Below are 26,513 nucleotides of genomic sequence, written 5' to 3'. Positions count from 1 at the left end.
TATACCTCATCCAGATGTTGAGGAAAACTCAAGTTTATTCGATTCTGTTTTTAAGCTTGTAAGTAACGCTGTAGATAAAGTAGCAGGCAAAAACAAAATGATAATGATTTTAAATAACAATTTGACAGTAAAGCTTATCCGCTGAAGTCTCGAAGCATCGTTAAGAAAATACTTCCATAAAAATAAAGCAGCAATTACACCTTTACGACGATAATATGGTTTTTGGAGAGCTTTGCAAGTTAGATATTTATAGAGATTTGCTAGGCTTAGATACCAAATGTTTTTATCTATTGATGGTCTGGCTTTATAGGCATGTTCCAGCACTTGTAGACAAGCTTGTTCTTGCCTGACAAGATTAGTAGACAATGAACTAGCACTAACTCGATATAAAATGTGTACAGATGGTACACCTACGAAATTATATTGGGCAGCTAATCGTAACCACATATCCCAATCTTGAGCAGCTTTGAGTGATTCATCAAACCCATCTAACTCAATTAAAGCTTCTCTATAAATCAACGGATTGGAACCATTCTCTAAAAAGTTATTTACCAGTAATTTTTCATAAATATCTCCATTATAAATGTTATGTGTACCTGAAAATAAAAAAACACCATTTTCATCTATATAATCAGTCCAACTATAAGCAACTTTCGCCTCTACATTTTCCTGCAAAGCCTTAAATTGACTTGCTAATTTCTCATGTGTCCAAATATCATCTGCATCTAAGAAACTCACAAATTTCCCAACTGATTGATGTAGTCCACGGTTACGACTAACATTTCCACCAGCATTTTCAAAACAAAATATTTTGATACGAGAGTCTTGAATTTGTGAGACAATATCTAAAGTTGAATCTTGTGAACCATCGTTAATTATAATTAATTCAAAATCTGTAAACGTTTGGTTTAAGACAGAATCTATTGTTGCTTTAATAGTTTTTTCACTATTGTAAGCAGGTATAACAACAGAAATTTTTGGTATTTGTTGACTTATATCAGTCATAAGTTGTATTGGTATTGCTGACTGCAAGTTGATTAAAATAGTAAATTAATGAATAAAAAGGACTTAACATACTACTCAAATAAAATTCAATTTCAAATAGTGCAATTATATTATTTTTTAATTGCCCTCTATACTTAATGAGATGAAATAAAATTCGGCGCAGATTACCTAAAATAGTTTTGAAAAAAAGTATTGGTTTTTGCCAATTTTTAGCGTTGATTAACCGTAACTGAAAAATGCACAGCCCACACCCGCGTGCTAGATTCATTAAATAGTCTTTTTCTAATCGCCAATGTGGTATTTGATGTTCAACATGCATTACAGGGTTGTACCAAATTTCCCAGCCTGCTTTGTGTAAGTGTAGGAGTACTTCTAAGTCGTCTCCGCTAATCATTAATTTGCCAATTCTACCCTTCAAGCTTAATTGTTGAGGAACACTTTCACACCAAGCTTGTCTCCGAATCACTAATGCAGCACCGGGAGGAAGGATTAATTTATCTGCATCAAATAAATATGTTTCTTGTCCGTGTTCTCTAATAGCTAGAAAAGCCTGGATTCTAGAAAAGTTCTCTGGCGGTTTTACTTCAAAAGCACCATGAATTTGACCACTCCAAGCACCAGCTTGGGGATGTTCTTGACCAAAAATATAAGACTGCAAAACCCAATCCGGTGCAGGTAAATTATCATCATCTAAAAATGCGATAAGCTTTCCTTTAGCTTCATTTACAGCCCGGAGTCTTGCAAAAGTTATTCCTTGTTGTGTTTCTAAACAATACTTTAACTTAACATTATTATGCGATTTACACTTTTCTTGATAGTTCTGAACGATTTCAAATGTATCATCAGAGCTATTATTATCAACAATAATGATTTCCCAATTAATTTTTTCTAGTCCGGTCTGTGTCAAAAGCCGATCTAAAACTTGAGGAAAGCGTTTTGCTCCATTATATGTAGGAATGGCAACTGTGAAATCTAATTCTTTAATTGCTAATTCATTCATAAATTGATAAATTTTATTTACTAGTATTTAATTTTAAATATCCTTTTTTCCAAAGGTAAAAAGGACTAATTAGACTACTTAAAAATAATTGCATTTCACAAGCTATCACCAAATCATGTTTTACTTTGGTGCGATATTTGAGTAAATGTAAAATAATTTTACGTAAATCGTTAATCATGTAACCTACAACAACAGCAGGCTTATACCAAGGTTTGACGTTTACCATTCTGGTAACATAACGGCTAAGTCCAATACCTCTAAAAAATGGAATTAAATAATCTTTTTGTAATCTTGTATTAGGTATCTTATGATAAATTTCCATTTCGGGATTATACCAAATTTCCCATCCTGATTTTTGGAGGTAGCATAACATTTCTAAGTCTTCGCTAGTAAGCATATTATCAGTTACTCTACCAGTTAAAATAGGTTGACTTGGTACACTTTCTAACCAAGCTTGGCGGCGAACAACAAGTCCAGCAGAAGGAGGTAATAGTCTTTTTTTTGGTTCGTACAGCAGTGGTATATCTCCGCGCTCTGTGATTGCTAAAAAGGGAATGATTCGCCGAAAATTTTCTGATGGTTCTACTTCCCAATCTGGATGAATTTGGCTAGCGTAAGCTCCAGCATGAGGATATTTTTGAGCAAAAGTATAAGCTGCTGCTACCCAGTTTGATACCGGATAATTATCATCATCCAGAAAACCTATTAGTTTACCCAAGGCAACTTCAACTGCTTTTTTTCTGGCATAAGCTGCTCCCTGCTTAGCTTCAAAACAATATTTTAAGGGATAAGGGCATTGCCAGTTTTCTTGATAACTTTGAACAAGTTTTGCTGTATTGTCAGTGCTATTATTATCTACAACGATAATTTCCCAAGAAAAGTTTTCGGTGTCAAGTTGATTTCGTAGTCGTTCCAGTAATTCAGGCAAACGACTTGCACCATTGTATGTTGGTATTGCTACAGTAAAATCAAGGTTATCAGTCATCTTTATAAAATCATACTTTTATTGAGTAATGCTTAGCGATCGCTAAAAATATAACATTATTTACTATGTAGCTATTTAGCTAATAGTAAATAATAATACTTAAAATAAAAAACTGCACCTGATGTCACAATTCTGCTATCAAAATGCAGTTTAATGTACCGTATTTTACCGGATTTATCTTGAGTTTTGCTAAAAACACCATTTTTTAATTGCACTCACTGTCTTTTCTTGTGATCATGGCTCCTAAAAGACTTTTTACAATGACGCATCGCTTGACATTATTCGCAGCTACAATGATTTTTAAACCGGGTGGCTCTGTCGAACCTGTTGGTATTGCGCCAAAGTTAGGATTTGGTAGAGTTCCCAGATAGTCGAAGGTAATTGTTTGTGATTTATTAGTTGCATTATACACACTAGTATAAGTAGTACCAGCTGTGTTGGGACTGGCAATATTTGTCTCCAATAACACGGCTCCGTTTGGAATTTGTAAGTCCCCATCCAAGCTTTGCCAATTAGGCGTAGAAGTAGTGGGATAAATAGAAGTTTTGATGATGTTGCTATCAGTTGTAAAACTGACGCTGTAGCTAAGTTTTTTCTTTTTAGCTTCTGTCTGTGCATTCTGTATTGCAGCCAAAACAGCGTCGTTAGCTTTATTAAGTCGTTGTCGATTGACAAAAGCTGACCAACTAGGAAGGGCGATCGCTGCTAAAATTCCAATCATCAGCACTACTGCTATAACTTCTACTAAGCTAAATCCGGTATCTAGTTGAAGGTGTTTAGACCCATAGAATGATGACCAGACAAAACCTTTGTGATTATTGTTTTTTAAAATTGATAAATCTGCTCTGTGCATAATACCTTTTGATTGGTTAACTAAAGGATTTGTAGAGCCTATTTAGTAAATAAGTATCCACGTCCTTGGTTCCGAATATTCACGCTAGGAAAATAATTTCTTTTACTATCAGCGTAAGTTAGGGCATTATCTTGCACACGAGCAAGTGCATTGCCTGTTAAGTATACTTGTGCTAAAACTTCTGGGGCATCAACACAAACAAAAAACCCACTTGTTTGACTGCCTACAAGTTTGGGAGTAGGGTTCAAACCAGGACAAGCTGTAGCAGTAACACTGCTGTTAACTGTAAGACCAGGGGCAGTAGTGCTAACGTAATCAACTAAAGTAACTACAGGTTGATCATAATTAGCAGATGCCGCTTGCCACTGATTCATCTTTTCTTTGAGTGTGGCACCGATTTTATCTAGTGGTGGTTTATTAAACCCTGGATCACTACCTCTTCCTGTAGTATTAGCAGTAGCTGCGGCCACTTGACCTCGAATTTGAAATCTACCGATCCGCGCTTCTCTAGACCAATTCGGATTTGCCTTATTTGGATTGGTGATTAAGTAGTAAGCTACTAATGAATAAGCAAAACCATCATCTGTGAGAGTGGCACTAGTCTGGGTGTTGGCGCTAATGCCTATACTATTGGGTAAAAATTCACGTTTCCAAAAAACTAGTATTGGTTTACAAACAGCTGAATCGTTACAGTTAGTAGCTGTTTTAACTGGTGGTATTTGATCTTGAATCCCTGAGCTAGAAATAGTAGTAGTGTTGCTATTTCTCGTCAACCCATCAGCATCGTAGATGTAAACTGCCTGCTGCAAGTCACGAGCCATATAATCCAATGCTGCTTGTATTTCTTGCTCGGTACTTGCCTTTGCTTGTTCTTTGCGATCGCTATCCATCATGCTAATCATAAACCCCATTAAAGGTGTGATAACTAGGAACGCTAGAATCATTGCTACTAATAGCTCAATTAGGGTAAAGCCACTATTTGTGTTATTTATGCCAGAACGTTTTAATTGAGTATTCAGGATAAATTTTAGTGAACTCATCATGCTACTGTTTCCCTTATGCTGACAGATACCAAATAATTAATATTGAATTGTTACAAACAACTTTTGGTGACACTAGAATTGGGAGTAGGTATACGAGCGCACAGGTCATTATATGTGGGCACAGTATCGCTGATGTCTGCTGTCATTTCTACCAAAGGTGCTTTACGCCGATCATCTGCACCTGCTGTGAAAGTATTTTGTGTCACTTTTTCGTTGTTACCTGTAACGTTATTTCTAGAGAGAGTATTGTTGTTTTTAAAAGCATCTGCTCTATACACTCGAACTCCTAGAGCGTATCCTGTCTTACCAGGGGCTGTTGTACCAGTAGGATCAACAGTAGGGCGAAAAGCCTGCACAACCATATCTGTGACGCTTGAACTTTCACAGCTGCCACTACCATCAAAATCTATGCAGTACAAATTTGTTGGAGGGGTAGTTGATGTAGTTGTCGATGTGCAGTAAGAGTTTACCGTACAGTTAAAGCTACTACCTGTTGTAGGTGCAGGAATTACTGAGAGACTAGTGTTAGTAGCAGGGGGGGCTGGGGCTGGAATTTTTTGAGTTCGCACCGCATCGATATATGATCTAGCAGCTTGACTTGCCAATTCTACTCTTCGAGACTGTACACGGGTTGCCACTGACAAGGCAATAACCGGAGCGATCGCAGCTAGCAAAATACTCACAACAAGTATCGTTACCAAAGATTCAATAATAGTGAAACCACCTTCGGTATATACTAGGTAAAATAGGGTTATCTTGCCTAAATCAAAAGTCTTTAACCTTTGTTTGTTTGTTTGTTTGCTAATCATCATGGCAATTCACCCTAATTTAACTATCTGCTGGTATTGAAGGACAGCCTGAGCGATATTCATTAGGAACAGCAGGTGTTGTGTAAGTTGCTCCTGATGTAGTACCAGTATTATCATTAGCTTCTCCAGCACAGAGCAAAGTTTTCACCCAGGTATCATCTCGACCAACTTCTCTAAAATACTCATTTGGACGATCTGTTGAGGGGGAGGTAAATCTTTGGGCAAATAGGTCAGGTTGTTCTGACAAAATACCAACATCAAACCCCCACTGTCTATCTGGTGGATTGTAGAAGGGTAATAGACCAGAGAGGTTAGAGGTTGGGTAAGTATCTAATGCGTAGTCAAAAAAGCTGAGATTATTGCTCGCTGTTGCAGTAGTTGTTGATTTGGCGGTGAGAATAGGTGCAAGTGGTGCTGTGGCGTAGTTACTCCGTTTCAATTGAATAAAGCTACCACTAATTTTGCTTGTGATACTGCCCCAGTTTTCTAAGAACCGCACAAAGTTTTGCAAACCTGATGAGGTTTCTTCTGGTCTCGCAGGGCTATTTCCTAATACGAATGTTGCATTAGTAGTAGTGCTAGCGGCTTGCTGTATCCATCTATCCTTAAAATTGTTTTGTGCTGTTCCGTCACTCCTGATGCTAGAGGTATTGCTTGCGTCATGAATCTGCAAAACTGGCACTAAGAGTGGCTGACCATCTGTAGCGGTAGGAGCAGAGTAGAATAGGAACTCGCTGTTGCCGTAACTTGCATTAGCAATTGCAGTCGGATCGGTACTAGAAACAGTTTTTGTTCTAAACCAGAGAGCGCTGTTTCCCTTTTTGCCGTAATGAGTGCCTTCTACTAAGCTACTGGTAGCATGAATACATCCATTATTGGCATACGTAATGCCAGTAGTATCTAAGGGACAACCCACCCCCATAGGCTTATAAATACTACTAACCTGAACTAGGTTATTAGTGTTGTCACGCGCAAAGGCAACCCGACGAGGATAACGACGCTCTGTGGCAACCAAAGCTTGTTTATCACCTGTATCGCCAGCTCCAAGTCTTTCTCTAATACTTTTACTACATGTGGTCGTACTACCACTGGTACTACAAGAAGATCCAATGTACCAACTTGATGGGAAAGCGGAAGAGAATGCAGTAGTCCAATTTGATAGTGCAGTTGTAGTAGCAGTAGTAGAACCAGCAGCAGCAGCAATGGCTTGACCTAACTGATAGGTTTTGATGTCTTTTTCAACAAGCTGGATATTACTACCGTTTACTGTGTAAGTTTGTGAATTGGCACTTAAAACACCATCTCCATTAATATCAAACCCAATTACCCAATGTTTAGTAAGGTCTGGAGAACTATTATCACACTCTGAAACTGGCAACTGACGGCAAATTTCCATGACGTACATGGGGTATGTATCAACTCGTCGCTGAATGGGTGTTACTCCGTTTGCTGTGTAAGAGCCTAAACTCGTTTTGGGATAATTCTTATTACCTCCGCTGGTTTGCCACCAATCTGTACTAGTGGCAAAATTATTTTCCCAAAAACCATTTTTTAGACGATCTTGTCTTCTTGTATCATTAACCTCAACTGCAATACCAGTGTTATTGTTCAGGTCATAGTCCCCTTCAGTACGGAAACCATCTTGAAAACTATCAGAAAGTAAGGTCATTGAATCGGCAATAATTGTTGCAGGTCGCCAAAAGTCACCACTACCTGTAGGACAGCCAGTTCTTCCTGGACGACAGGCAAAGCTATTGTTAGGAGTGGCGCGATCATAAAAGTTGGTAGTTGGCTCTGTTTCTGTAAATTCTTCAATTTCTGTAGTGCTACTTGTGCTTGTGCGATGAAAGTTGAAATTACCCTTGATATAAGCGGGTAAATCTGTCGTCAGAATTAGACCTTTTTCTCTGGTATTGAAAGCATTCGTAGTAGTTCTGGCTAAAGTTGCCCCGTTGATTAGGCGTATGCCATTTGGGCGGCGTTTGGGGTCAAGCTGAAAATCGGTCGGACTGAGTAAATCTTTTTGAGCAGTTATGTCACTTTCATCACGCAAAGCATCTTCTCTAGTTGCGTAAATAATGCCACTATAAGGCAACAGATATTCAGTACTAATTGCAGTAGTGGCTATGGAACCTAAATCAATGTCTGTTACCCGAATTTCTAATGGTTGACGCTGTTCTAGGTCTAGGTCGTAGGTGGTTGATGTGCTTGATGCACCAATTTGCTTTGCTTCCCTAGCGTCTAAAAAGGTTGCTTCTTTGATTGCGCCATGAACAGGCTGATTAGTGGGAGTGCTAACGAAAGCAGTTGTAGGGTCTAGAATCGAAATAGCACAAAGCGCTGTATCAATTGCTGAATAATCAGTTAGTTGTAAACCAGTACTGGGTACTGTAGTACCACTGCCAATTTTTGCTAGGGCATCTTGCAAGGGTTCATTAGCCCAACGCCCATTGGGAAATATCAATTTGCTTTGTCGTACCAGAAGCGCTTTATTTGTCGTAAAGGCGTTTCTCCCAGGAAAATCATAGACAATGCCATTGTTAGATTTACCGCCAGTAGCAGCATTCCAAGGTAAACCGCTTTTATTCTTACTTGTAACATCAGTTGTTGGGTCATAGTAGCTACTTACACAAGCAATTGGGGTTTGATCAGTACCATTGCTTATCTTGTAATGATAGACGGCTGTAGCCCGCATTAGCAGATCGCCTTGCCTAGTGTTTAAAGGTTCTGGACTAGTCATCGGCATGGTATCTGGCCAAACAGAAATATAATCAGGGGTTGGAGTCCCAGGTGGTAAAGGATTTGGGGCTGGTGGTGAATTTAAGAAAGAATTACTACGTGCATAAGAAGATGTACCACCTACTATATTAGTAGCTCCATCATCTACATAAATACCTGCACCAGTAATAATCCTGACACCACCTATACTATCTAAATCATTGGCAGGATTTTTTGCGGCACTTTCCTCCCAAAAGCCGTTGCGGTTGAATATACCTAGATCGGCAAGTGGCTGTATTTGCGTATTACGCCATCTTTGTCTCTGTGATTCTGTGCCATTTCTAGTCCAGTTAACTGCCGAACCACTACTGGAGATGAATTGGTTAGCTTCTGAGCCAACATATTGAGTATCTTGTAGCCACTTAGCAGGGAGGTTGTTACCGATAAAAACCCGATCGCCTAATTCGGTTTGAACAGCTTCTTTCTTTTGTAAATTTGGATGTGTTGCTCTTAATTGAGTTGGAGTAACAGTAATACTGGTTGCACCCGTGAACTGGTTGCTTGAGTTTAGTGGCTCCCTCCAAGCTTGTGGAGGATCTAAGCTAACAGTGATAGTAGTGGTATACGCAGAGAGTATGGTTGCTGGAGTCGCATTTGATGCTGCTTCTGCAAAGGGTACTCGGCGTGTACGATTTCGTAAATAAATTTCTATTTCGTCATATAAAAAATTTTTAGCTGTAGTGCTATCGTCACCACTCTGTACTTTACTAGCAACATTCCTTTTCACTTCATCTGGGTAGCCACTGCCGTTAACAGCCGTTACTAAGGCGCTAGAACTAGTTGCACTATTACAAGTGGTACATAAAGCGATTGCATCCTCTTTCATCCTTGCAATGCGTTGATTATATGCAGCATCATTGAATCCAATTGCGCCACCACCAGCGCTGTTTGTAGATTTATTAGTACCGTTAATAACAGCATTGGTAGTACTTATAGCATTCCCAAAACCTCTATACAGGTCAGCTGTTACATCTTGAGTGCCAGTTTGAGAAAGACTACCATTACCTACATTTCCTCCAACAATAATTTGCCCGTTTTCTTGATTATAGAAACAGGATTTTTTGCTGCTAACTTGCCTAAAAGTTATATTACCACCACTGTTAATTGCCCCTACCAACAAGTTGCTATTAGTATGAACTCTGCCATTCAACAATAAGGTAGTGCTACCAACTATGACTTCTAAATCATTATCAAACCAAACCGCGTTGTTGGTAAGAGGAATACGTGTACGATCTTGTTGAAATTCTAGTGCAATAACACCTTTATTACCTTTGTATGCTTCTGAATTGCTGCTATTAATTGGCAATGTAGTACTAGTCGGCAGACTATTGTACATCTGTTGAGTAATTGGTACATTAACGGTATAAACAAAGAAACTTTTACCCAAATTACCGCTATTTAACTTATACCAACTTGAATTACCCACCAAACTAGAAAAACCAGTAGCATTTGGACAGTTGGGATTTCCAGAATCATTATCCATTGGTGGGGTTCTAGCTTCCAGGGAACTTCTTTCACGAGTAAATACCCCGCTAGAGTTGGTTTTAGGTGTGTGAAAGTATATGCCATAGAGAGTAAGTGTGTCTTTTTTACCGTTATTATCTGTATCAACTGCATATTTCCAAGCAGTTTTTAGTGTTTCATCGTCATCTATAAAGTCGTCGCTTGGGTCGCTTGGAGTACCGTTATTATTTGTCGCACCAACTTGAATAGTGTTGTCGCCATTGATGTCAAAAGCCAGCTTTAAACGAGTCTCATCACCAAGCCGATATTTATCTTTTTTGATAGCATCATATAAAGCATTATCAGAAGGTGTTCCCCGTGGTAGTGTTGGGTCTCCAAATAGAGCATCTAGCTTGGCTCTAGCGCGATCAATTGCTGGAGTTGCAGCGTTGATAACAACCTCATTCACCCGGACGTTACTAGCATTTTTTGCCCGTTCAAAAGACCTAAATAAAATTGCCGTGGTCAGCAGTACAACTACTAGCGATACCATTACTACTGTTGGCAACACAAAACCAGCGTTTACCGAACCTCGCCGTCTTTTAGTAATAAATAAGGTTCGCAATAACCAAACAATTTGTTTTTTAATTGCATATAAAAAACTTTTACTTAGATATTTTGAGACTTTTTGTATTGTCTTGAATAGCTGGCGTTTTAAAGACATAGCTACTTTCCTGTCAAATGGTTGATCACGGATAAATCCTTTTTGGACAAATAAAAATTATGCCTGTAGAAGTAATTTCCAGACATAAATTAAAAATTCTGTTTATGTAACTATCTACCCTGTTTAACTAACTCCCAAATGCAATATCAAAATATCAAGAATGGTTTGCTTAAGTTATATCATTTGTTAAGATTTTAGATTTTCTGGAAAATACTGATTTTTTCAAAATTATGTAATTCCTAGATGATGATGAATAACTTCACATTAACTTTGCAAAAATGTATTTTACCTAGGTGTCAGTTTATGAAGATATAGTTAGCGGATTTAAGCTTAGAGTACCCATCTGTTAAGAAAACATATCAATTGAGAGCAAAATAACATACATAAATTTAAAGCCTCCCCAATTTGGGGAGGCTTCTGTAGTAAATATTCTTAAACCTAGGCAAACGTCCAGGAATTAAAGTTGAGAGTCCATGCTTTGGTTGAGAAGCTTAGTAATGATTTAGATTAATCCCAGCTTCTTTAGCCATTGCTTCCAAGCCTTTGGTTTCTAAGGTTTTGATGGCTTTGGTAGACAGCTTCAGTTTTACCCAGCGATTTCCACCTGCCCACCAAACCCGCTTCGATTGAAGGTTGGCATGTTGAAGGCGCTTGGTACGGCGGTGAGAGTGAGAAATTGCAAAGGCGTTATTTGCCTTTTTACCAGTTAGTTCACAGCGACGAGACATAAAAAAGTATCTCCAGATGATGATTTAAGTACAGCCTTTCTATTTTAGGGGCTTATACAACAGAAAGGGCAGAATCAACTCAAGCCCTGGCGAATGGATTCGCGCGCCAGTTGCTTCAAGTCGGCAGAGCCGCCCAACGCACTGACTTGGCTACACAAACAAAGTCGGCACTTCGACAGGCTCAGTGACCACCTGCGCGGACTAAAAAAGTTAGGGTTTCCAAACCCACGAAGGTGGGTTTTGTTTGTGTAGTTGCGGTTTCCAACCGCCTTTTTAACTACTTGCTAGCTTGTTCTGTCAGCTTGGTGAGTACATCATTTGAGCGCTCAACAAAAGATTTCATGCCTTCAGCATCAAAACCTTTCTGAGACATCAACGCCAAATCATAAACGTGTTGGCAAATCATGTCTACCAATTGCGCTGTTGGTGATTGTCCATCACCTTGAATAATACTGCCTTGGCTGAGATTCGCCAGATTTTGAATTAGGGGATGAGCAGTATTGACTAGCAAAATGTGGTCTTCAGGAAACTCTGCATTCTGCTGCTGCATCATGGCGTTCATTTCGCGGAGGCGGCGGAGGATTTCTGGTAATAGTACCATCGCTGGCGGTGTGCCTTGAGGATCTTCAGATTTCAAAGCCTCGGTGCGGATATTTACTTTAGGTTTGTTGAGGGATTTCTCAAATAGTTCTTTGATGACCTCACTACGGGTTTTATTTGTCTTGGGATCAACTATTTCCCCAGATTTGTCTTGTTCTAGCAGGGTATTATCTAAGTCGGAATCTACCCGTGTAAATTTGACATCCTGATATTCCCGTTCTAAGAAGTTTATAAAGTGGGTGTCGATGAAGGAGTCCATAAACAGGACTTCCAAGCCTTGATTTTTATGTAGTTCTACGTAGGTAGCTTGAGTAGCTGCATCAGTGCAGTAAAAAACCCGGTTTTCGTGGCGTTCTTTATTACGTTCTAAGTATTCTTTCAGAGTGGTATATGGAGAGCCAGAAGTGGCGGCTGGGGAGTCAGAAGAAGGTGTAACATCTTGCCAAGCATCATCTTCATTAGATTGAACTTGAACTGAAGCAGTTTCACTATTTTCTACTTTCTCTGCTGTGGTACGGAAGATGATGATGTCTTCGATTTGCTTTTTGAATTTCTCGTCGTTGAGAACACCAAATTTGACAAAAGTACCAAGGTCTTTCCAGGCACTGATGTATTGTTCGCGGTTGTCGCGGTAAAGTTCTTTAAGGCGATCGCCTACTTTTTTGGCTATATAATCGCCGATTTTTTTTACTGTGCGATCGCCTTGCAATGCACTACGTGATACGTTTAGGGGAATATCAGTGCTATCAATTACACCCCGCATCGGCATAAGAAATTGGGGGATAATTTCTTCGCAGTTGTCACTGACAAAAACTTGATTACAAAATAGCTTGATCTGCCCTTTGGCAACATCTACATCAGGTCTCATTTTGGGAAAATACAGAATCCCGTTGATGATGAAGGGATAATCAGTATTTAGATGCACCCACAACAGTGGTTCTTCTTGAAAAGGATATAGGTAGCGATAAAACTCTAGATAATCTTCTTGAGTTAGGTTATTAGAAGACTCACGCCACGGTGCTTTTTGCCTATTTAAGACTTCGCCATCCATTTTAATTGGTACTGGCATGAAATCGCAGTAGGTCTTAACAAGATTTTGAATACGTGCTGTTTCTAAAAACTCCTCTTCTTCTCCTTGCAGGGTGAGAGTGATGGTAGTACCGCGAGTTGTGCGGGTTGAATCTTCTAGGGTGAATTGTGGGGAACCATCACAACTCCAATGAACAGCCTGCGCGCCTTCTTGGTAGGAGAGAGTATCGATTTCGACTTTTTGCGCCACCATAAAGGAGGAGTAAAAGCCTAAACCAAAGTGACCGATAATTGGTTGGTCTGATTTGCCTTGATACTTATGAATAAATTCTTCGGCACTAGAGAAAGCAACCTGATTGATGTATTTTTTAACTTCCTCTGCTGTCATCCCAATGCCATTATCGGTAATGGAGAGGGTCTTTTTATCTTTATCTATAGCGATTTGAATTTCTGGTTCACCGATGTCTCCCGCATATTCCCCGGCGCGGGATACCATGTTTAGCTTTTGAATTGCGTCTACAGCGTTGGATACCAATTCCCGCAAGAAGATTTGGTGGTCTGAGTAGAGCGACTTCTTGATGATTGGGAAAATATTCTCAGTATGAATACTGATAGTGCCTTGTTCTAGCATGATTGGTAATCTTCGATGTAAGTATTTGAAATTATGTTTGTGGCAAACATCCCACAGCCCTCCATTTTCCAAGATAAACCCGAAGAATATGAGAGGGCATGATACCAATTAGGATTTTAAAGGTATAGTTTAGGCGATCGCTCCTAGTTTTCTGCATTGTTTGCCCCCTAGAGACGATTCGGATTTCCCTACCTTTATATAATTGATGGGAGATACGTCTACCAAGTTGTAAGTATACAAATTAAATGCATATTACCCTAGTTGGTGCTGGTATTTAAGTATTACTATTATTTTTCTCCAATACGAAAAAGTAGTGATATGGATGAACAGGATCGATAAATTCTTGCTTGAGTGTTAATCCCGCTTTAGCAATGGAGTTTAAAATTCGCTTTTTAGGATATCCTTTGAGTCCAATTTCCCAGTAGTGCTGATCAGACATTGGCTTGCTACTCCAAAATCTTGGCATTTTCATTAATAAATATCTTGATCTTTGTATATAAGAAAACCTGAACTGGAGTGCCAAGAATTGCGTATTATAAGGTAGCGAAATTACCAAAAACTTTTTAGTTGCTTCTGCAAGCTTTTGCAGCGCTTGTTCTGACTGTTCATAAGGTAGGTGTTCCAAAACTTGGAAAAGTACAATCGCATCAAATTTATCTTTTGGCAGTGAAAAATCAGTTGTCAGATCTAAAACTATATCTGGCTCAAGTTTTGGATCAATATCGGCAGTAGATACTTGATAGCCATTTCGCTTGAGGATATCTGTTAAGAATGAGTTAAAAATCCCAACTTCGAGAATGTTCTTTACCTGATTGCCAAGTGTCAATATCAACCGTAACTGGTGATGATAACTAATGAATCGATCTTTTGATAAATACTCTGATTTCCTAAGATCTAACGATGTTATTAATTGCATAAAAATTGCCTGTCTAACCTGATGGAATGACAAAAATGGTGGGTATACAATTAAAGTTTTCCCCAAAAACTTGGTTCAACTAACATGACAAGCAAATTATCATTATTCTTTCTATGTCTTAGTACAGTTTGCGTTTAAAAATATTATTTTTAAACGCAGAGGAGCGCATCGAAAAGTGTAGTCTTGGGGATTTCGCCCATGAACAACTTTTTAAGACAAAGGTTGGCGCAGAGGTACGCAAAGATTCAATTCTAATATTTATGTTGTAATCTGTGGAACTGAGACTTTAACAGACAATTTTTTACTAAAAGTCAACCCTTGTTCTCCTTTGTCAATCACAATTGTGTCTCCAGAGATAAAAGTATTCTCCAACAACTTGGTAGCGATCGCATTTTCTACTTCTCGCTGAATTGCCCGTTTCAGGGGGCGTGCGCCGTAAACTGGGTCATAGCCTGCTTCCACGAGGTAATCACAGGCGGCGGCGGATATATCAAAGGAGATTTTTTGCTCTTGCAGGAGATTTTCTACCCGTTTGAGTTGAATGCGGATAATGTGCCGCATTTCTGAGCGACTGAGTGTATGGAAGATAATGATATCATCTACACGGTTGAGAAATTCGGGGCGGAAGTGCGAACGCAGGGAATCCATCACTCTTGTTTGCATCATTTCATACTTAGTATCATCACCAGAAACATCTAAGATATATTCGCTACCTATGTTACTAGTCATAACAATCACAGTATTACGGAAATCTACCGTTCTGCCTTGAGAGTCCGTAATTCTACCATCATCTAGCACTTGCAATAAAATATTAAACACATCTGGGTGTGCCTTTTCAACTTCATCAAGCAACACTACAGAGTAGGGACGGCGGCGAATTGCTTCAGAAAGCTGACCACCTTCTTCATAGCCAATGTATCCTGGAGGCGCTCCCACAAGGCGAGAAACCGAGTGTTTTTCCATGTACTCGGACATATCCAGCCGGACTAAGGCATCATCAGAATCAAAGAGGAACTGAGCTAAAGCACGGGCGAGTTCAGTTTTACCCACGCCAGTTGGCCCCATGAATAAAAATGAACCAATGGGACGGCTGGGATCTTTCATTCCTGCACGGGCGCGGCGAATTGCTGCTGATACTGCGGCTACCGCTTCTTGTTGTCCAATGACTCGTTCGTGTAAATGACTTTCGAGTTGTAGTAATTTTTGTCGTTCTGATTCTAAAAGGCGATTAACGGGAATTCCTGTCCACTTGGCGACGATTTCGGCAATGTCGGCTTCGGTAACTTGTTCTCGGAGCAGGGTAGAACCTTGGCTTTGAATTTCTAAAAGTTTGGCTTCTTTGACTTCGCGATCGCGCTGTACTCCTTCCAATTTGCCATACTTCAATTGGGCAGCCTTATTCAAATCATAGGCACGTTCTGCTTGCTCAATTTGCACCCGCAGGGCATCTTCTTCTTTTTTCAGGGTGCTGATAGCCTCTAATAATTGTTTTTCGCCTTGCCATTGATCATTGTATTCGTGCTGTTTGACCGTCAAATCAGCGATTTCTTGCTCAATTCGATTCAAACGCTCTTTAGTTGGGGAAATACTTTTTTCTTCTCCAGCTAATGACAGCTTTTCCATTTCTAGCTGCATCAAGCGGCGATCAATGGTTTCCAATTCGGCTGGTTTGGAGGTAATCTCCATTTTCAGCTGGGCGGCTGCTTCATCTACCAAGTCAATGGCTTTATCTGGTAAAAAGCGATCGCTAATATAACGCGCTGACAAAGTGGCCGCAGCGACTAATGCCGAATCAGAAATTTTGACGTTGTGATGAACTTCGTAACGTTCTTTCAAACCCCGGAGAATGGAAATAGTGTTTTCCACACTGGGCTGATCAACAAATACTTGCTGAAAACGGCGTTCTAGGGCTGCGTCTTTTTCAATGTGTTTGCGGAACTCATCTAAAGTTGTCGCCCCAATACAACGCAGTTCTCCCCGCGCCAGCATTGGTTTGAGCAAATTTCCGGCATCCATTGCTCCTTGTTGACTGGAACCAGTACCAACAACGGTGTGGAGTTCATCAATAAACAAAACAATTTGACCGTTAGATTCCGTAACTTCCCTGAGTACAGCTTTCAAACGGTCTTCAAATTCACCCCGGTATTTAGCTCCAGCAATCAAACTACCGATATCTAAAGAAATCAACTGGCGGTTTTTTAAAGATTCGGGAACGTCACCATTGACCATGCGCTGGGCTAATGCTTCGGCGATCGCTGTTTTACCTACCCCAGGCTCACCAATCAGGACTGGGTTATTTTTGCTACGCCGGGACAACACCTGAATTACCCGACGAATTTCATCATCCCTGCCAATTACTGGGTCGAGCTTCCCAGCTTTTGCCTGTTCTGTCAAGTCCCTACCAAATTTTTGTAAAGCTTCATAGCGGGATTCTGGGTTTTGATCTGTCACTTTTTGGCTGCCACGTACAGTTTTAATACTAGCTTCTAGCTTGATGTTGTCCGCATTAAAGCCTTTGAGTACCCGTCTGCCGATGCGATCGTCTTCGGCAAAAGCTAAGAGGATATGTTCTACGGAGATGTAACCATCTTTCATTTTCTCTCTGACTTCTTCGGCTCGGTCTAGCATCACATCTAAACTACGACCGAGATATAACTGATCGCTTTTGCCCACTTTGGGCTGACGTTGGGTAAATGCTTCTAGTTGTTGTTGCAAGCGGATGGGATCGACCTCGGCTCTAGCCAGAATACGGATTGCTAAACTGGTAGGCTCTTCTAACAGGGCAATGATTAAATGTTCAACATCTAATTGCTGTTGTTGATATGCACGGACTATATCCTGAGATTTTACAATTGCTTCCCAGGCTTTATCAGTAAATTTATTAGGATCTGTAGGCTGCATCTTTACGATTTTTGATGTGAGATTTTAGATTTGGAAGTTTAGTGTAAAGATTTGGTATGTTTTATGACGCTACGCGGGTCAGTTGTCAGTTGTCAGTTTTTATTCCCCACACTCCTCAAATAATTATCCAAACATGATTAGAGTACATCCGCGTGTATCTGCGGTTGCAGTTTGGGACTAGGAATAGGTGAGAGTTCGACTCTGACCTATTCCCTAATTTAAAACGAAAACACGGTTATGAGGTTACTTTGCTAGACAGTGTTATGGGTAATGTTATCCTTTCACCTTTTCCCGTTGATGATTTTCTGCCTCTGATGAGGAGTTAGCCAATTGAATCAGTTCAACTTTATATCCATCTGGATCTTCCACAAAAGCAATTACCGTTGAACCATGTTTCATGGGGCCTGGCTCGCGCACAACTTTACCACCATGATTTTTGATTTCTGCACAAGCAGCGTAAATATCATCAACACCAAGGGCAATGTGACCGTAAGCATTACCCAATTCGTACTTTTCCACTCCCCAGTTATAGGTTAGTTCTAATACTGTATTGTCGCTTTCATCGCCGTAGCCAACAAAAGCCAAGGTAAATTCTCCTCCTGGATAATCTTTTCTTCGCAGTAATTTCATTCCCAGGATTTCACAGTAAAATTTCAAGGACTCTTCAAGGTTGCCCACTCGCAGCATTGTGTGTAGTAGTCGCATATTGACCTTTTTTCTGTACTCAGTTCAGTATTGTTATCTGTCAACATTTTACAAAGCTTAAAGTCTCAAGGTTGAGAATCTGCCGAACCTCAATACAGCAAGTTGCCGCATCATTTTACCCAACTCAAAGTTTCAGTTGACTTTTAACCAAAAAATAATTCAAAATCCAAAGTCCACGCATCCGCCATCGATTTACCCAAACTCTGGAAATCTTCTTTAATCTCAGCCGACAAAGTGGATTAAACACCTATGCTAGCGATTGGGTGAAGCCACTGGACTTGTACGTAATCAACAGTAAAAACGCACTCGAACAAAGGATAAAGGACTGATGAATAATATTCTAGATACTGCAATTGAAGCGATCGCTGCGCGCGAAATTCTGGACTCACGGGGTAGACCAACAATTGAAGCAGAAGTACATTTAGCTAACGGTGTTGTGGGACTAGCGCAGGTTCCCAGTGGTGCTTCTACTGGCACTTTTGAGGCGCATGAACTACGTGATGGCGATAAAAGCCGTTATGGAGGCAAAGGAGTACTTCAGGCGGTCAAGAACGTCCAAGAGGCACTTGCTCCCAAATTGTTAGGCTTGGATGCCCTCGACCAAGAATTACTAGACCGGACAATGATTGCCTTAGATGGTTCGGCTAACAAGTCCAATTTAGGGGCTAATGCAATTTTGGCGGTTTCTTTAGCAGCTGCCAAGGCTGGTGCTGATTCTTTGGCAATTCCCTTATATCGCTATTTGGGTGGGCCTTTAGCTAATTTACTACCAGTACCGTTGATGAATGTAATTAATGGTGGGGCGCACGCATCAAACAACGTGGATTTTCAAGAGTTTATGATTGTCCCCATCGGCGCGCCTTCTTTTAAGGAAGCATTACGCTGGGGTGCAGAAGTTTTTGCCACTCTTAGCAAAGTCTTGGATGATAAAGGTTTACTCACTGGCGTAGGCGATGAAGGCGGTTTTGCTCCTAATCTAGAATCTAATCAGGTAGCTTTAGAACTATTGGTTGCTGCCATTGAGAAAGCTGGTTACAAACCAGGAGAACAAGTGGCTTTGGCGTTGGATGTAGCAGCTAGTGAGTTTTACAAGAATGGGCAGTATGTCTATGATGGTAAGCCTCATGACCCGACAGAGTTTATTGATTACTTAGGACAATTGGTTGATCAGTACCCCATTGTGTCAATCGAGGATGGCTTGCACGAAGAAGATTGGCAAAGTTGGCAATTGCTTACCCAAAAGTTAGGTTCGCGGGTGCAGCTGGTAGGGGATGATTTGTTTGTTACTAATGCTAAGCGTTTGCAAAAAGGCATCCAAGAAAAAGCAGGTAATTCCATTTTGATTAAACTAAATCAAATTGGTTCTTTGACTGAAACCTTGGAAACAATTGACTTAGCAACCCGTAACGGTTTTAGGTCAGTAATTAGCCATCGTTCTGGTGAAACTGAAGATACAACGATCGCCGATTTAGCTGTAGCCACCCGTGCCGGTCAAATCAAGACAGGTTCACTTTGTCGCAGCGAACGAGTAGCAAAATACAATCGTTTGTTACGCATTGAAGATGAACTAGGCGATCGCGCCGTTTATGCTGGTGTTGTAGGTTTAGGGCCAAAGTAGGGAGTAGGGACTAGGAGCTAGGGATGAGTAAACAATGGCACTAACCCCTAATCCCTAACCTCTAGCCCCTAGGGATAAAATCCCAACTTGGGCAACCCCAAAGTCTCATCCCAGCCCATCATTAAGTTCAAACACTGAATTGCTTGACCCGCCTGGCCTTTAATCAAGTTGTCAATTGCTGACATGACAATCACACGGCCAGTGCGCGGGTCAACTTCTAAGCCTATGTAACAAAGATTACTGCCGCTTGCCCATTTTGTTTGGGGATAAACACCGCTATCACAAATTTTGACCCAAGGACAATTGCGGTAGAATGCTGTATAAATTGTAATCAAGTCATCTCGTACTAATCCGGGATCGCGCAGTGTGGCATATACTGTTGCCAAGATTCCCCGTACCATTGGGATCAGGTGGGGTGTAAATTGAATTGTGACTTCGTGACCTGCTAAATCGCTGCAAATTTGCTCGATTTCTGGAGTATGACGGTGACGGGTAACATTATATGGGGCTAATGAGTTGTCTGCTTCAGCTAGCAATAAGTTGACTTTGGCTTGCCGTCCGCCACCAGATGTGCCAGACTTGGCATCGACAATGGCAGTTTCTGGCACGATTAAGCCTTGTTTCAGAAGTGGCGATAGTGCTAATAAGCTAGCAGTGGGGTAGCAACCGGGACAACCAACAATTTGGGCTTCGGCAATGCGATCGCGATACAGTTCCGGTAATCCATATACTGCTGTGGCGGCAGTTGAGCGATCGCTTCTCTCTGTACCATACCAAGTAGTATAAGTTGCCAAATCACTAAATCGGTAATCTGCACTCAAATCCAGTACTTTACATCCTTTTTCCACCAGTTTTGGTGCAATTTGGCAAGCCAGACCGTTTGGTAAAGAAAGAAACACTACTTCACAACGGTGAGCGATCATTTCTGGCTCAACTGTTTCTATTGGCAAGTTCACTGCATGAGCCAAATGCGGGTATAAATCCCCAAAGGATTTTCCCGTGCTACTCTCACCGCCTAAATAGACTAGTTCGACTTCTGGATGTTCCATCAGTAATCTTACTAGCTGCACTCCGCCATAACCTGACGCGCCAACAATCCCAACGGGTACGCGTCTAAAATTGCCCATGATTATGAAATCCTTATCCGTTGTTGGTTAAATTCGTTACCAGTCATTAACTTATCCGCTACCAAAAGCAAGGCGTAAAAAACACCATTTAAATCGGCCAGAGTTTTAGCTCTACACTTGGGTTGCAGCGAGATCACACTTTAACTGTCGTTGCATTTTAGTACTAAACCCCAATTTTAGCGGCAGAAATTTTGCCATGTTATCAAATCATTGCTAGTCTACTTCTCTGCCATATAAACGAGCTACAATCTAAAAGAAGAAATTGTTAAAAAAATTTACTTTTGGTAGCTGGAAATCCTCTGTGTCAAAGCCTAAGCCTACACGGCAGCCTGATGCTACTCCCCTCAACAAAGAAGACTCTACGAAGTTCCCCCCGGAGAAAGCCTCCGTTCGGACTTCTCCCCTCACGGGTACAGATTCTCCAGTAGGGGAAACCATTGACAGTGCTGCCTCTTCAACCCCAGCCTTTGAATTTGATTCGATTGATGCTGCTTTGGCAGACTTAAAAGCAGGTCGCGTCGTTGTGGTAGTAGACGACGAAAATAGAGAAAATGAAGGCGATTTGATTTGTGCTGCCCAATTTGCTACACCCGACATGATTAATTTTATGGCGGTGGAAGCACGAGGGCTCATTTGTTTAGCAATGACAGGCGATCGCTTGGATGAATTAGACTTACCGTTGATGGTAAGTAATATTACAGATACTAACCAAACTGCTTTTACCGTTAGTATTGATGCCGGGCCACAACTTGGTGTGACTACTGGTATCTCAGCAGAAGACCGCGCCCGCACTATCCAAGTTGCTCTCAATCCAGGCACAAAACCTTTAGATTTACGCCGTCCTGGTCATATTTTTCCGATTCGAGCCAGAGAAGGAGGCGTACTCAAACGAGCAGGGCATACCGAAGCAGCTGTGGACTTAGCTCGACTAGCGGGGCTGTACCCATCTGGGGTAATTTGTGAAATTCAAAACCCCGATGGTTCAATGGCGCGCTTGCAGCAGTTATTTTATTATGCGAGACATCATAATTTAAAAATAATCAGTATTGCCGATTTAATTAGTTATCGCCTCAAACACGATCGCCTGGTGTATCGTGAGGTTGTTACCAAGTTACCCAGTCAATTCGGTCAATTTGAAATTTACGCCTACCGCCACACTTTAGACAATACCGAACACGTTGCTATTGTGAAGGGCGATCCAGCTCACTTTAAAGATGAGCCAGTGATGGTGCGGATGCATTCAGAATGTTTAACTGGTGACGCTTTAGGTTCTTTACGCTGCGACTGTAGAATGCAGCTACAAGCAGCACTGAAAATGATTGAGACTGCTGGTCAAGGTGTAGTCGTTTACCTGCGGCAAGAAGGACGAGGCATCGGTTTAATTAATAAGCTGAAAGCCTATTCTTTGCAGGATATGGGGCTAGATACAGTAGAAGCGAATGAACGCTTAGGATTTCCCGCCGACCTGCGAGATTACGGGATGGGAGCGCAAATGCTCATGGACTTGGGCGTTAAAAAGATTCGCCTGATTACCAATAACCCCCGCAAAATCGCCGGAGTCAAAGGTTATGGTTTGGAAGTAGTCGATCGCGTACCATTATTAATTGAGGCGAATGACTACAATTCTTATTACTTAGCAACAAAGGCGAAAAAGCTGGGTCACATGCTGTTACAGACTTATCTGGTGACAGTGGCAATTCATTGGCAAGATGACCCAGAAGCAGTCACAGAACGCTATGAACGCTTAGAGAAATTGCGGCATTTGGCAAAAAATCATCATTTATTGTTGCAAGAAGAAGCACGTCCTTTAGGGTTGGCTTTATTTGATGAGCCATCCTTGACGGTGCATTTAGGTTTTGATCAACCAAAAGTTGCTGCTTGTGATTGGTATCGCCAGAGTGGTCATCCTTATTTGCAAGCAATATTTCAAATTTTGGATAATCTCGCAACTGTGCCTTATATCCAGAAGTTGGAATTTCTGATTTCTCCTGGTAGCGATCCCCTGAGTAATTTGCAAGTCCAACTAGATCGGCAGACAATACCAAAGGGTGAATTGCCTTCTTCTGTAAGTGGGAGTTTGGAAACGCAGAAAATTTATAGTCTGAGTCAAGGACTGGGGTAATGGGGTTTGTTCAGCCCTCTTGAATGAAGAAGCGCTTTACGTAATTCCTGATTCAGTAACATGGAAATACTTTACAGGTGAAAAGCTATGTCAGAAACTACTCTAGCTGCACCAGATATTCAACTCCCCCCTACTCAAGCAGAATTACCATTCGATGACGGTGTCCCGATGGAAAGCGCCAGGCATAAAGCCCAAATGGACTTGCTGATTAATGGCTTAATTCCTTGGTTAGACCAACGTGAAGATGGGTATGTAGGCGGCAATATGTTTGTCTACTACAGTTTGGCGCAGGTGCGGAACAAAGATTTTAAAGGCCCAGACTTTTTTGCCGTACTGGGAGTCCCTAAAGGAGAACGTCGCAGTTGGGTAGTTTGGGAAGAAGAAAAAGCACCAGATGTAGTTATTGAGTTATTGTCTGATAGTACCGCCGCCGCAGATAAGAACGAAAAAAAGCTGATTTATCAAAATCAAATGCGCGTACCAGAATATTTTTGGTATGACCCCTTTAACCCTGATGATTTGGCTGGTTTTTCGATTCAGCAAAGCGAATATCAACCAATTACACCAAATACTCAAAATCAGTTGGTGAGTAAATCTTTAGGGTTAGCATTGCAGCTTTGGCAGGGAAATTATCAAGGTATTGATGCAACTTGGTTACGCTGGGCTAATTTGAGAGGGGAATTACTACCTACGCCTGAAGAAAAACAAAGCCAACGTGCAGAACAAGAACGCCAACGCGCAAATAAGGCAGAGTTGCAATTACTACAGACCGCACGTAATTTGCTTGAGACTGGGATGACAGTAGAGCAAGTAACTAAGTTAACGGGTTTGTCTGCATCTGAAATAGAAAAATAAATAGTAGAGACGCGTCCTGGTGCGTCTCTACTATTTATTGGCTCTATATATTGGACTTAGCTGACGAAAAGTATCCAATAAAGTCAAGAATTTATCAAAATCAAAACTTACAGGGTCAACTTTTTGGCCGGAACGATCTACTGCTTGGTGAGTGGTGATGCGATCGCTCGGCACTTGACTTTGAGCAATTAACCAAGCTAAAGAATTATATTGAGCTTCTGTATAACCGCTATGAGCTTTTTGATAGTTATTGCCACGACCGTCTGGTGGCGTTTCTAAAGAAACATGATAAGCAAAATTGTTTACAGAAGATGGAAAATTGGGATTAGTTTGCACAGTTTCCGCCCCGTCAATACCATCAAATACTGAGTTAGCAGCGCCAAAAGCTCGCTTGTCTGGAGGGACTAAATAAATAATTGTCCCATCTAGTTTGATTAAGGCGTGGTAACTGGCTTGCACATTTTCATCTTCATGAGGCATTTGAAAAAAGTTAACAGCGCTGGATGCAGAATAACCAGTTTCATGAAGAACAATAATCGGTTGATTGTTCAGAAGCACACCATTAATGTCTTTAGCGTACCTCTGGCCGTAATTACTTGGGTCTACCGAGGCAATTTCATATCGTGGTTGATATTGTGCAAAAGCTTGGGTAGTTTTGTACCTTCCAGCAGCTTTATTTGTCTTGATTGGAGATTTGGGCAAATCTGGAGATTTTTCTGCTTGGTTTTCTGCTGATTGTAATTTTACCTGGGGATATTCACTCCAGGCTGTAGTAATCTCTTGATTTGATGGCGTTATTGTATTACTTTGTGATTGGGATATTTTCCCAGCTAAAAGTGCTACGCTCAAAGCAGTAAACATTAGAGAAATTAGTAGCACCCTAGTCGCCCAGTCTCTAAACCGCATTTTTCTCAGTATTTGGGGAAACAGTTAAAAAGAATCTCATTGTTTTAATGATAGTCAAAAGTCGCCTCAAAATATTCCTTTAAAATACTGAAATATTAGGTATTTTGTTTCAAGCTTTATCTCTCTACAGAGCTATTTAAATAATATATTTATTTTTCTATAATATGAATTTTAATATATTCATATATTCAATCCAATACAGATTCCATTTTTTAGGAAAGTAACGTGTATTGGGGAGATATTTAACGCTTCATTTGCAATACGGTTGGGTTAAGATTTTTTGATAGACCACAAAGACGGCGATAAATCTCGTCTTTACAAGAATCAGTCTTTTATAGAGACGGTGGTTTTTTGCCGCTTGTGTCTTAACCGAACAATATTGAGCCAAATTTTACCCATTGTGTAAAACTTCGCAGTTGATTGTGCGATCGCCCTCGCTCGCTAGTATTAAAGACTCATCTGCTTACTAAATATTTTGGAAAGACAGGGGATGTGTTTAGATACACGGTATCTACTTTATTTAATGAGATGATCAACGATCGCCTTTTTGCCTCCTATATTCTGCAAGGCATACATTATTACGAGCCAAAGGTATTGGTAATGCGATCGCTGTTTACTTACACCTATTTTTAGGTAAAATGAACCACATCTTTTTTATCTCACGCAGAGGCGCAGAGAGAAAGACTAGAGCGTGGTTTAAACCTACTAAAACTGCTATAAACATTTAAGTTGATAGACCTAGGGCTAAAACCCTTACTAAAATCAAATATCCTGGGAGGATGAATGATGGTTAGCTGACAAATTAGAGTATGTAGGACTCATATTTGATTTTTGAAAACATCAGTACATCTGTATTACTTATTTCCTGTTCCCTATCTCTACGAATGATTCAAAAATCAAATTCGGATTACTATGTATCAGGCACGAAACAGCTAATTTACAGTCTATATATGAAAAGCGTTATTGCCGCGAGTTGGAATTATGAATAAAAAATGGGCTGTTAAACGAATAACAATAAATCTGACATCAAGCGAGATGGAAAAACTTGAAGACTACTGCTCAAAGACAGGAAGACCTGCAACTGATGTGATTCGGGAATTAATCCGTTCTCTGCCAGTTGATGTGGCTAAAATCGCAGTTTAATTGAGAGTTTAGAATTCCTCCAAGCCTATTTTGACAAAGCGTTCAATTATCGGATCAGTTTCTGCAATCGATTTTTCATTAGAATGAGGTTCAGTAAACTGTCCGATATTTTGTTCAATTGTCTGAGCAATTGGTTGCATTGGCTGTTGGGCTTGAGTAACAGGAATCGCAGAAAAAGAGGGTGAATGCGATCGCGCTGACCCTGGAGATTGAAGTTTTGGCTTGAGTTGTGTAACTTGTCCAACTACACCAAGTCCTAGCATTGTCCCAGCAATTGCATACATCGTGGGTTTAGCAAAGTATTGAGCGCCCAAATATCCAAGAGCTATTGCAGATGTTGCCGCAGTGATACTTCCAAGGATGATTTGCTGTTGTTTCAATTGCTTATCCTTAATTGTGATAATTATTTGCAACTGAGTATGTAGTTTATTACATTTAAACCAACTGGACTACTGCCTTGGTTGAAAATAATCTTCCTAATCAAGCAGTCCGAGTTTATAAGAGAGTAAATTGCTACTGTTAAATATACCGCGCATCATAACTTACTTATGTAGCGATCGTTTTTTAAACTTGTCTGGTTGATCAAGAATGT

At 40.6% G+C, this 26,513-nt stretch carries 20 protein-coding genes; 5 read left to right on the top strand and 15 right to left on the bottom strand.

All coding sequences use genetic code 11. The features are described from left to right. Window positions 1-6: 6 nt before the first annotated feature. The 12 genes from I8751_RS22405 to gloA form a co-directional block, all read right to left on the bottom strand. Window positions 7-1,005: a glycosyltransferase gene (locus tag I8751_RS22405; protein WP_214441304.1), complete on the bottom strand. Its 999-nt coding sequence runs from the start codon at window positions 1,003-1,005 to the stop codon at window positions 7-9. After that, window positions 998-2,005, bottom strand: a complete 1,008-nt coding sequence (gene hpsE / locus I8751_RS22400; RefSeq protein WP_214441303.1) for a hormogonium polysaccharide biosynthesis glycosyltransferase HpsE — start codon at window positions 2,003-2,005, stop codon at window positions 998-1,000. The genes I8751_RS22405 and hpsE (I8751_RS22400) overlap by 8 nt, the downstream gene beginning before the upstream one ends. Before the next feature lie 13 nt (window positions 2,006-2,018). Next, window positions 2,019-2,990: a hormogonium polysaccharide biosynthesis glycosyltransferase HpsE gene (gene hpsE / locus I8751_RS22395; protein ID WP_214441302.1), complete on the bottom strand. Its 972-nt coding sequence runs from the start codon at window positions 2,988-2,990 to the stop codon at window positions 2,019-2,021. A gap of 205 nt (window positions 2,991-3,195) precedes the next feature. Beyond that, entirely contained in the window at window positions 3,196-3,843 is a 648-nt protein-coding gene (locus I8751_RS22390; RefSeq protein ID WP_214441301.1) for a pilus assembly FimT family protein, read from the bottom strand. A 38-nt stretch (window positions 3,844-3,881) separates the two neighbouring features. Continuing rightward, entirely contained in the window at window positions 3,882-4,886 is a 1,005-nt protein-coding gene (hpsC, locus tag I8751_RS22385) for a hormogonium polysaccharide secretion pseudopilin HpsC (RefSeq protein WP_225894335.1), read from the bottom strand. A 50-nt stretch (window positions 4,887-4,936) separates the two neighbouring features. Further along, window positions 4,937-5,698, bottom strand: a complete 762-nt coding sequence (gene hpsB, locus I8751_RS22380; RefSeq protein WP_214441300.1) for a hormogonium polysaccharide secretion pseudopilin HpsB — start codon at window positions 5,696-5,698, stop codon at window positions 4,937-4,939. A gap of 16 nt (window positions 5,699-5,714) precedes the next feature. Further along, on the bottom strand, window positions 5,715-10,640 hold the full coding sequence (gene hpsA / locus I8751_RS22375) for a hormogonium polysaccharide biosynthesis protein HpsA (RefSeq protein ID WP_214441299.1): 4,926 nt from the start codon (window positions 10,638-10,640) through the stop codon (window positions 5,715-5,717). A 491-nt stretch (window positions 10,641-11,131) separates the two neighbouring features. Further along, window positions 11,132-11,368, bottom strand: coding sequence for a 50S ribosomal protein L28 (gene rpmB, locus I8751_RS22370; protein ID WP_214441298.1), 237 nt, complete (start codon window positions 11,366-11,368; stop codon window positions 11,132-11,134). 277 nt (window positions 11,369-11,645) lie between these two features. Further along, window positions 11,646-13,628: a molecular chaperone HtpG gene (gene htpG, locus I8751_RS22365; RefSeq protein ID WP_214441297.1), complete on the bottom strand. Its 1,983-nt coding sequence runs from the start codon at window positions 13,626-13,628 to the stop codon at window positions 11,646-11,648. 274 nt (window positions 13,629-13,902) lie between these two features. Then, the gene (locus tag I8751_RS22360; RefSeq protein ID WP_214441296.1) at window positions 13,903-14,544 is read right to left on the bottom strand and encodes a class I SAM-dependent methyltransferase; all 642 of its coding nucleotides are present in this window, start codon (window positions 14,542-14,544) and stop codon (window positions 13,903-13,905) included. Window positions 14,545-14,802: 258 nt separating this feature from the next. Further along, entirely contained in the window at window positions 14,803-17,445 is a 2,643-nt protein-coding gene (clpB, locus tag I8751_RS22355) for an ATP-dependent chaperone ClpB (protein ID WP_214441295.1), read from the bottom strand. A 273-nt stretch (window positions 17,446-17,718) separates the two neighbouring features. Further along, window positions 17,719-18,150 (bottom strand): lactoylglutathione lyase, encoded by a 432-nt coding sequence (gene gloA, locus I8751_RS22350; RefSeq protein WP_214441294.1) that lies wholly within the window; start codon window positions 18,148-18,150, stop codon window positions 17,719-17,721. Window positions 18,151-18,478: 328 nt separating this feature from the next. Between gloA and eno the strand changes: the two genes are divergently transcribed. Further along, the gene (gene eno, locus I8751_RS22345; RefSeq protein WP_214441293.1) at window positions 18,479-19,768 is read left to right on the top strand and encodes a phosphopyruvate hydratase; all 1,290 of its coding nucleotides are present in this window, start codon (window positions 18,479-18,481) and stop codon (window positions 19,766-19,768) included. A gap of 68 nt (window positions 19,769-19,836) precedes the next feature. Here eno and argC read toward each other — a convergent pair whose 3' ends face one another. After that, window positions 19,837-20,895: an N-acetyl-gamma-glutamyl-phosphate reductase gene (gene argC, locus I8751_RS22340; RefSeq protein WP_214441292.1), complete on the bottom strand. Its 1,059-nt coding sequence runs from the start codon at window positions 20,893-20,895 to the stop codon at window positions 19,837-19,839. A gap of 436 nt (window positions 20,896-21,331) precedes the next feature. Between argC and ribBA the strand changes: the two genes are divergently transcribed. Together ribBA and I8751_RS22330 are read left to right on the top strand one after the other, a co-directional pair. Further along, window positions 21,332-23,017 carry a bifunctional 3,4-dihydroxy-2-butanone-4-phosphate synthase/GTP cyclohydrolase II gene (ribBA, locus tag I8751_RS22335; RefSeq protein WP_214441481.1) on the top strand — a complete coding sequence of 562 codons (1,686 nt, stop codon included), beginning with the start codon at window positions 21,332-21,334 and terminating at the stop codon, window positions 23,015-23,017. 87 nt (window positions 23,018-23,104) lie between these two features. Beyond that, the gene (locus tag I8751_RS22330) at window positions 23,105-23,872 is read left to right on the top strand and encodes a Uma2 family endonuclease (RefSeq protein WP_214441291.1); all 768 of its coding nucleotides are present in this window, start codon (window positions 23,105-23,107) and stop codon (window positions 23,870-23,872) included. 30 nt (window positions 23,873-23,902) lie between these two features. Here the strand turns inward: I8751_RS22330 and I8751_RS22325 are convergent, their stop codons facing one another. Then, the gene (locus I8751_RS22325) at window positions 23,903-24,778 is read right to left on the bottom strand and encodes a peptidoglycan recognition protein family protein (RefSeq protein WP_214441290.1); all 876 of its coding nucleotides are present in this window, start codon (window positions 24,776-24,778) and stop codon (window positions 23,903-23,905) included. Window positions 24,779-25,270: 492 nt separating this feature from the next. On the opposite strand from I8751_RS22325, the gene I8751_RS22320 reads away from it, so the two are divergent. Continuing rightward, a complete protein-coding gene (locus tag I8751_RS22320; protein ID WP_214441289.1) occupies window positions 25,271-25,411 on the top strand; it encodes a hypothetical protein in 141 nt (46 codons plus the stop codon). A 348-nt stretch (window positions 25,412-25,759) separates the two neighbouring features. Next, on the top strand, window positions 25,760-25,921 hold the full coding sequence (locus I8751_RS22315; RefSeq protein ID WP_214441288.1) for a ribbon-helix-helix protein, CopG family: 162 nt from the start codon (window positions 25,760-25,762) through the stop codon (window positions 25,919-25,921). Window positions 25,922-25,929: 8 nt separating this feature from the next. On the opposite strand, the gene I8751_RS22310 is transcribed toward I8751_RS22315, so the two are convergent. After that, window positions 25,930-26,301: a hypothetical protein gene (locus I8751_RS22310; protein WP_214441287.1), complete on the bottom strand. Its 372-nt coding sequence runs from the start codon at window positions 26,299-26,301 to the stop codon at window positions 25,930-25,932. Window positions 26,302-26,513 lie beyond the last annotated feature (212 nt).

It is taken from the genome of Atlanticothrix silvestris CENA357 (genome assembly GCF_016056295.1).
In the GTDB taxonomy this organism is placed as follows: Bacteria; Cyanobacteriota; Cyanobacteriia; order Cyanobacteriales; family Nostocaceae; genus Atlanticothrix; species Atlanticothrix silvestris.
Note: the sequence above shows the minus strand (reverse complement) of the source record. Positions and strands in the feature narration are given on the sequence as shown.